This window comes from Rhodococcus aerolatus (assembly GCF_054783215.1).
Genome location: NZ_BAAGQZ010000005.1, coordinates 81,506 through 87,201, shown reverse-complemented (window position 1 = coordinate 87,201; position 5,696 = coordinate 81,506). Strand labels below are relative to the sequence as shown.

Annotated in this window: 7 protein-coding genes and 1 pseudogene; 5 read left to right on the top strand and 3 right to left on the bottom strand. The window is 77.3% G+C overall.

What is annotated here, in order from left to right:
• Together ACYVOF_RS03785 and cofD are read right to left on the bottom strand one after the other, a co-directional pair.
• A partial coding sequence (locus ACYVOF_RS03785; protein ID WP_460864179.1) for a coenzyme F420-0:L-glutamate ligase occupies positions 1-904 on the bottom strand: 904 nt, incomplete at its 3' end.
• Positions 901-1,911, bottom strand: a complete 1,011-nt coding sequence (gene cofD, locus ACYVOF_RS03780) for a 2-phospho-L-lactate transferase (protein WP_460864178.1) — start codon at positions 1,909-1,911, stop codon at positions 901-903. The genes ACYVOF_RS03785 and cofD, both read right to left, overlap by 4 nt.
• Positions 1,912-2,332: 421 nt before the next feature.
• On the opposite strand from cofD, the gene ACYVOF_RS03775 reads away from it, so the two are divergent.
• Positions 2,333-2,584, top strand: a complete 252-nt coding sequence (locus ACYVOF_RS03775; protein WP_460864296.1) for a WhiB family transcriptional regulator — start codon at positions 2,333-2,335, stop codon at positions 2,582-2,584.
• Between the two features lie 71 nt (positions 2,585-2,655).
• Here the strand turns inward: ACYVOF_RS03775 and ACYVOF_RS03770 are convergent, their stop codons facing one another.
• On the bottom strand, positions 2,656-3,177 hold the full coding sequence (locus ACYVOF_RS03770; protein ID WP_460864177.1) for a metallopeptidase family protein: 522 nt from the start codon (positions 3,175-3,177) through the stop codon (positions 2,656-2,658).
• 83 nt (positions 3,178-3,260) lie between these two features.
• On the opposite strand from ACYVOF_RS03770, the gene ACYVOF_RS03765 reads away from it, so the two are divergent.
• The 4 genes and pseudogenes from ACYVOF_RS03765 to ACYVOF_RS03750 form a co-directional block, all read left to right on the top strand.
• The gene (locus ACYVOF_RS03765) at positions 3,261-3,614 is read left to right on the top strand and encodes a DUF3499 domain-containing protein (protein WP_460864176.1); all 354 of its coding nucleotides are present in this window, start codon (positions 3,261-3,263) and stop codon (positions 3,612-3,614) included.
• Positions 3,615-3,641: 27 nt separating this feature from the next.
• The gene (locus ACYVOF_RS03760) at positions 3,642-5,042 is read left to right on the top strand and encodes a phosphomannomutase/phosphoglucomutase (RefSeq protein WP_460864175.1); all 1,401 of its coding nucleotides are present in this window, start codon (positions 3,642-3,644) and stop codon (positions 5,040-5,042) included.
• A 69-nt stretch (positions 5,043-5,111) separates the two neighbouring features.
• Positions 5,112-5,309: a Trm112 family protein gene (locus ACYVOF_RS03755; RefSeq protein ID WP_460864174.1), complete on the top strand. Its 198-nt coding sequence runs from the start codon at positions 5,112-5,114 to the stop codon at positions 5,307-5,309.
• Positions 5,306-5,696, top strand: a pseudogene (locus ACYVOF_RS03750) (tobH protein); the annotation flags it as partial. The gene ACYVOF_RS03755 and the pseudogene ACYVOF_RS03750, both read left to right, overlap by 4 nt.

The window sequence follows — 5,696 nt, the reverse complement described above, 5'->3', positions numbered from 1 at the left end:
AGCGCGCCCACACCACCCCCAGCGGGTGGGTGGGGTGCGGCGCGGGGGCGGTGGTGGCGTGCGCGACGGCGCGCTCGACGAGCGCGGCGGGCACCTCGTCGTCGGTGAACGCCCGCACCGAGCGGCGGGCCAGCAGCGCGTCGCGGCGGCCCTGCGCGAGCGCCTCCGCCGTGCCGAGCCAGAACAGGTCGTCGCGGCCCGGCCGCAGCAGTGCGGCCGCGCTCGAGCCGTCGTCGCCGGGCTCGAGGCCGCGCACCACGGCCACCGGCAGCCCGCCGAGCTTGCCCTTGACCAGGTCCGCGGCGGCGGCGACCTCGTCGGCCACCGCCACCTCGGTGACCACCAGGTCGTTGCCGTGCCCGTCACGGACCCCGGCGTAGGAGTGCAGCACCGCCAGTCCGGCGGAGCCGATCGCGGCGTCGGTCTGCCCGACCCGCCACGCGCGGCCCATCGTGTCGGTGAGCACCACGGCCACGCGCACCCCCAGCGCGGCCGCGATGCCGTCGCGCAGCCGCGCGGCGCTGCCGTCGGGGTCCAGCGGCAGCAGCGCGAGCTCGCCGGTGTCGACGTTGGAGCCGTCGATGCCCGAGGCCGCCTGCACCAGCCCCGTGCGGCCCTCGGTGATCAGGGTGCGGCCGCGCCGGGCGACCACCCGGACGGCCTCGGCCTCCACGAGCTCGCGGCGCAGCGCGTCGCGGGCCTCCGGGTCCGCGGGGGCGGCGACGAGGCGGCCCTCCACCTTGGAGACGACCTTGGAGGTGACGACCAGGACGTCGTCGTCGCGCAGCCACGGGGCCGCGGCGACCAGGGCCGCCACCAGGTCGTCGCCGGGGCGGAACTCCGGCAGCCCGGTGACGGCGCGGACCTCGACCGGCCCGGGGGCGGCGTGGTCGGTGCGGCTCACGCCGGCACCGGGGCGGCGGGCAGGTCCGAGGTGTCGACGCCCGCGAGGTCCAGCGCCGCGCGCACCATCTCGGCCGTGGTCGAGGGGTCGGTCATGAGCAGCGGCGCGCCGCGCACGGCCACCCCCGGCACGGCGTCGCCGCCCGCCGTGGCCGCGGCGTCCTCCTCCGCGACCAGCCAGCCGTCGAGCAGGCCCGTGGCCGAGCGGGCGCCCAGGTGCCGCCCCACCCCGGCCGCGCTCGACTCCACCCCGATCACCCGCAGGCACTCCTCGGCCATGCCGCGCAGCGCGTGCCCGCCGACGACGGGGGAGACCCCGACCACGGGGGCGGCGGTCCGCCGCAGCGCCCCGCGCAGCCCGGGGACGGCGAGCAGGGCCCCGATGCTCACCACCGGGTTCGACGGGGCCAGCAGCACGGCGTCGGCCCCGGCCACGGCCTCCTCCACCCCGGGGGCGAGGGTGGCCCGCTCCGCGCCCACCTGGACGAACGCATGGGTGGGGACCTGGGCGCGGTGGCGCACCCACCACTCCTGGAAGTGGATGGCGCGCTGCTCGCCGTCGTCGGGGTGGGTGACCCGGACGAAGGTCTCGCAGTCGTCGTCGGTCACGGGCAGCAGCCGCACCCCCGGCTGCCAGCGGCTGCACAGCGCCGCGGTCACGTCGGAGAGCCGCGCGCCGCCGCGCAGCAGCTGGGTGCGCAGCAGGTGGGTGGCGATGTCCTTGTCGCCGAGGCCGAACCAGTCGGGCTGCGCGCCGTAGGCGGCGAGCGCGTCCTTCGTCGCCCAGGTCTCGCCGGCCTGGCCCCAGCCGCGCTCGGTGTCGATGCCGCCGCCGAGGGTGTACATGCAGGTGTCGAGGTCGGGGCAGATCCGCAGCCCGTGCATCCAGACGTCGTCGCCGACGTTGACCACCGCCGTCACCTCGTGCTCCGGCCCGGCGAGCAGCGCCCGGGCACCCAGCAGGAAGCGGGCGCCACCGACGCCGCCGACGAGCACCGTGATCCGCACGGGACCGAGCCTAGGGTCGGGCACCGTCGGGGTCGGCCCCGGGCAGCGCGGCCGACACGGGGAGTGACGGTCGTCACCGACGTCAGCCGATCGTGTCGTGACCGGCGGCGGGGCCGGTCCGTGGTAGGGCGGGGGGCCGCCGCGGCTTGACCTCCGTGATCGTCGCAGGGTCTAATCACACCGGTGTCATTACGGCGTCGGGCCCGTCCCGGCAGGCCGGGCACCAGAGACCTGCAGGGGTGGACCGGGAGGCTGTTCAGTGCGTGGTGACCGTGGAGCAGACGGGCCGGACCTGGGGTCCGCGCGACCGAGCCTGGTGATCGTGCCCGACCGGGTGCGCGACGAGGCGCCGGAGCCGGAGGTCCTCGACCCGGAGCCCGGGGCCGCCGAGCGGGGCCCGGCCGCCGCGCCGGCGTTCGCCCTGACGTTCGACCAGGTCTTCGAGGCCGTGGAGGACGACTGGCAGGAGCGGGCACTGTGCTCGCAGACCGACCCCGAGGCCTTCTTCCCGGAGAAGGGCGGCTCGACCCGCGAGGCCAAGCGCATCTGCACCGGCTGCGAGGTGCGCGACGAGTGCCTCGAGTACGCCCTGGCCCACGACGAGCGCTTCGGCATCTGGGGCGGGCTCTCCGAGCGGGAGCGGCGTCGCCTCAAGCGCGCCGCCGTCGGCTGAGCCCCACCACCATCCGCACCAGCACCAGCACCAGCACCAGCACCGACCCGACGGGCCGGACGGGCACGGGGTCAGTCCTCGTCCTCGTCCGGCCCGTCGTCGTCGACGCCGTCGGGGTCGACCTCGTCGACGTCCAGCTCGAGGTAGGTGGCCACCTGCTCGACGAGCACGTCGTGCAGCAGGTCGGCCAGGTCGTCGGGCTTGGGGGCCCGCAGCTCCAGCGGCCGGCGGAACAGCACGATGCGCGCCCGCGTGGTCGCGCCGGCACGGTCGACGCCCGCAGGGACCAGCCGGGAGAGCTGCACGGCGCCGTCACCGACGACCTCCGGCGGCCAGCTCACCCGCTCCGCGTCCACCGCGCGGACCGGCGGCACGTCGTCCACCGCGATGTCGAGCCGGCTGAGCCGGTCGTGCCAGCGGCGGTCGATCGGGGCCAGGGCCTCGAGGACGAGGGCGTCGAAGCGCTCCGAGCGGGTCTGCCAGCCGGGCACCGACGGTGGCAGCAGCGGCCCGCGGGCGCCGCGGCCCCGCAGGTCCGCCCGGCGCGACGCGCTGACGCCCCGCTGCCTGCGGGCCGCGGGTCGCCGGGCCATGGGGGGAGCCTAGGCGACGCAGCCGCGTCGGCCCCGGCGCGTCGCGGGGGCGCCGCGGGCCCCCGCCGCTACTGTCCCCAGCCGTGAGGTCCCAGCGGCGGTGCTCCAGGGCGGGGTGCGCCAACCCTGCCGTCGCGACGCTGACCTACGTCTACCAGGACTCCACCGCCGTCGTCGGCCCGCTGGCCACGAGCTCGGAGCCGCACTCCTACGACCTGTGCGAGCGCCACGCCGTGCGGCTGACGGTCCCCCGCGGCTGGGAGGTCGTCCGCCACGAGGGCGGCTTCGCCGCGGTCGAGCCCGACGACGACGACCTGACCGCGCTGGCCGAGGCCGTCCGCGAGGCCGGCAGGCCCGACCGGGTGGTCGAAAGCGACCGCACGGCCACCACGGGGCGCCGCGGGCACCTCCGCGTGCTGCCGGACCCGCAGGACTGAGCCCCGCGCCCGGATAGGGTCGGGGGCGTGAGCCACACCCGGGAGCAGCTCGACGCCGTCGTCAAGGCCTACGACGTGCGCGGCGTCGTCGGCGAGCAGCTCGACGAGGCGCTGGTGCGCGACCTGGGGGCCGCCTTCGCGCGGCTGCTGCGCGCCGAGGCCGGCGGGGCCGACGCCACCGTCGTCGTCGGGCACGACATGCGCGACTCCTCGCCCGCGCTGAGCCGGGCGTTCACCGCCGGGGTCACCGCGCAGGGCTGCGACGTGGTCGCGATCGGGCTGGCCTCGACCGACCAGCTGTACTTCGCCTCCGGCCACCTCGACGCCGCCGGGGCCATGTTCACGGCCAGCCACAACCCGGCCCGCTACAACGGCGTCAAGATGTGCCGCGCCGGCGCCAAGCCCGTCGGGCAGGACAGCGGCCTGGGCGACGTGGTGGCGGACCTGCTCGCCGGCGTGCCGGACCTGACGGACGGCCCCGACGCCACCGCACCCGGCACGGTCACCGAGCGCGACGTGCTGGCGGAGTACGCCGAGCACGTCGTCGGCCTGGTCGAGGGCGTGGCGGGCGTCGGCGGGCTGACCATCGCGGTCGACGCGGGCAACGGCATGGGCGGGCACACCGCGCCCGTGGTGTTCGACCGGCTCGGGACCACCGTCGAGCCGCTGTACTTCGAGCTCGACGGCACCTTCCCCAACCACGAGGCCAACCCGCTCGACCCCGCCAACCTGGTCGACCTGCAGGAGCACGTGCGCGCCGCGGGCGGGCGCTGCGTGGCGGGCCTGGCCTTCGACGGCGACGCCGACCGCTGCTTCGTCGTCGACGAGCGCGGCGAGCCGGTGAGCCCGTCGGCGGTGACCGCGCTCGTCGCCGAGCGCGAGCTGGGCCGCCACCCCGGCTCGGTGGTCATCCACAACCTCATCACCTCCCGGGCGGTGCCGGAGCTGGTCACCGAGCTGGGCGGCACCCCGGTGCGGACCCGGGTGGGGCACTCCTTCATCAAGGCCCGGATGGCCGAGACCGGGGCGGTGTTCGGCGGCGAGCACTCCGCGCACTACTACTTCCGCGACTTCTGGGACGCCGACTCCGGCATGCTCGCGGCGCTGCACGTGCTGGCCGCGCTGGCGGCCTCCGACCTGCCGCTCTCCGAGCTCGCGGCGCGCTACGAGCGCTACGCCGCGTCGGGCGAGGTCAACTCGACCGTCGCCGACGCCCGGGAGCGGACCGAGGCGGTGCTGGCCGCGTTCGCCGGGCGGACCGCGTCCACCGACACGCTCGACGGGGTGACCGTGGACCTGGTCGACGGCAGCTGGTTCAACCTGCGCGCGTCGAACACCGAGCCGCTGCTGCGGCTCAACGTGGAGGCCGCCGACGACGCCGCCGTCGCCGCACTGCGCGACGAGGTCCTCGCGATCGTGCGAGCCTGACCCCGTCGGTCCCCGACCCCGACCCGGCAGCGCGACGCTGCCGCTCGACCCCGACGAGAGGCGACGACGATGGCAGTGACCCTCGACCCCCAGCTCAGCGAGGTCCTCGCGTGCCCCGCGCCCGACCACGGCACCCTGCGCCCCGGCACGGCCACCGACCCCGAGGCCGACGCCCTGACCTGCACCAGCTGCGGGCGCACCTACCCGGTCGACCCCGACGGCATCCCGGTGATGCTGCTCGACGAGGCGACCCCGCCGACGTCGTGACCGGTGGGGAGCCCGCCGTCCTCGGCGGGCCGGACCTCGACGACGGCGCCTCGCTGCTCGCCGCCGACCGCGGCGGCCTGCTGCCGGGAGCGGCGTCGGCCGGGGCGCAGGTGCGGGCCGCGGCGTCCGACGTCGCCGAGGCGGGCCTCGAGCGCCTCGGGGGCCGCGGCGGGGTCCGCAGCGTCGTGCTGCTCGCCCGCTCCGGCACCGCGGCCCGCGCCGCCCAGCTGGTGGTGGCCGCCGTCGGGCCGCGGGCCGGGGTCCCGCTGCTGCACCTCGACCGGGCCCCGCGGTGGCTGGGCCTGCTCGACGTCGACGTCGACGCCACGGACGACGCGGGCGACCTCGAGCTGGCCGCGTCCGTCGCGCTGGCCGTGCGCCGCGGCG